Below are 486 nucleotides of genomic sequence, written 5' to 3' on the forward strand. Positions count from 1 at the left end.
ATTCGGAAAAAGTATTCTCGATATCGATGTATTGGGTGAACATCATTTTCGGGTCTTCGGTAATGTCGACAGTCAAATCAGCTGGTGTGTTGATTTTTTTCGCACCGATGGCGCGGCTGCCGTCATAAGGCTTGGTAAAACATGGGAAAACCAGGTGGTCCCGTTCGTAAATTTCAGGGGAACGGATGCTGTATTGTGCAAACAGGCATGAGGTCAGGCGCTTGTCGCGGCACAGGGTAATCAGTTTTGCATCGGAAATGACAATATGTATTCCTTCAGCTTCAAAACGGTCACGTGCTTCGGCCAGTTTGAGCAGCTCGGTATCGATGGTTGGCACAATCAGACCGATGTCGTGTTGTTTGGCCAACTCGAAAATGCTGTCAATGTATTCGGCTGCATCGATACGCGGCACGCTGAAAGTGCGGTCGGCAACATGGCAGGCAGAAGACATGTGGGGGTTGAGGTCAGTGGCAAAAACGCCGATAC

The 486-nt window shown here is 49.6% G+C and carries 1 pseudogene; it reads right to left on the reverse strand.

The window, feature by feature from the left end:
• A pseudogene (locus tag ACTHUR_RS19415) lies at positions 1-486 on the reverse strand (ATP-grasp domain-containing protein); the annotation flags it as partial.

It is taken from the genome of Neisseria sp. P0021.S007 (genome assembly GCF_051956855.1).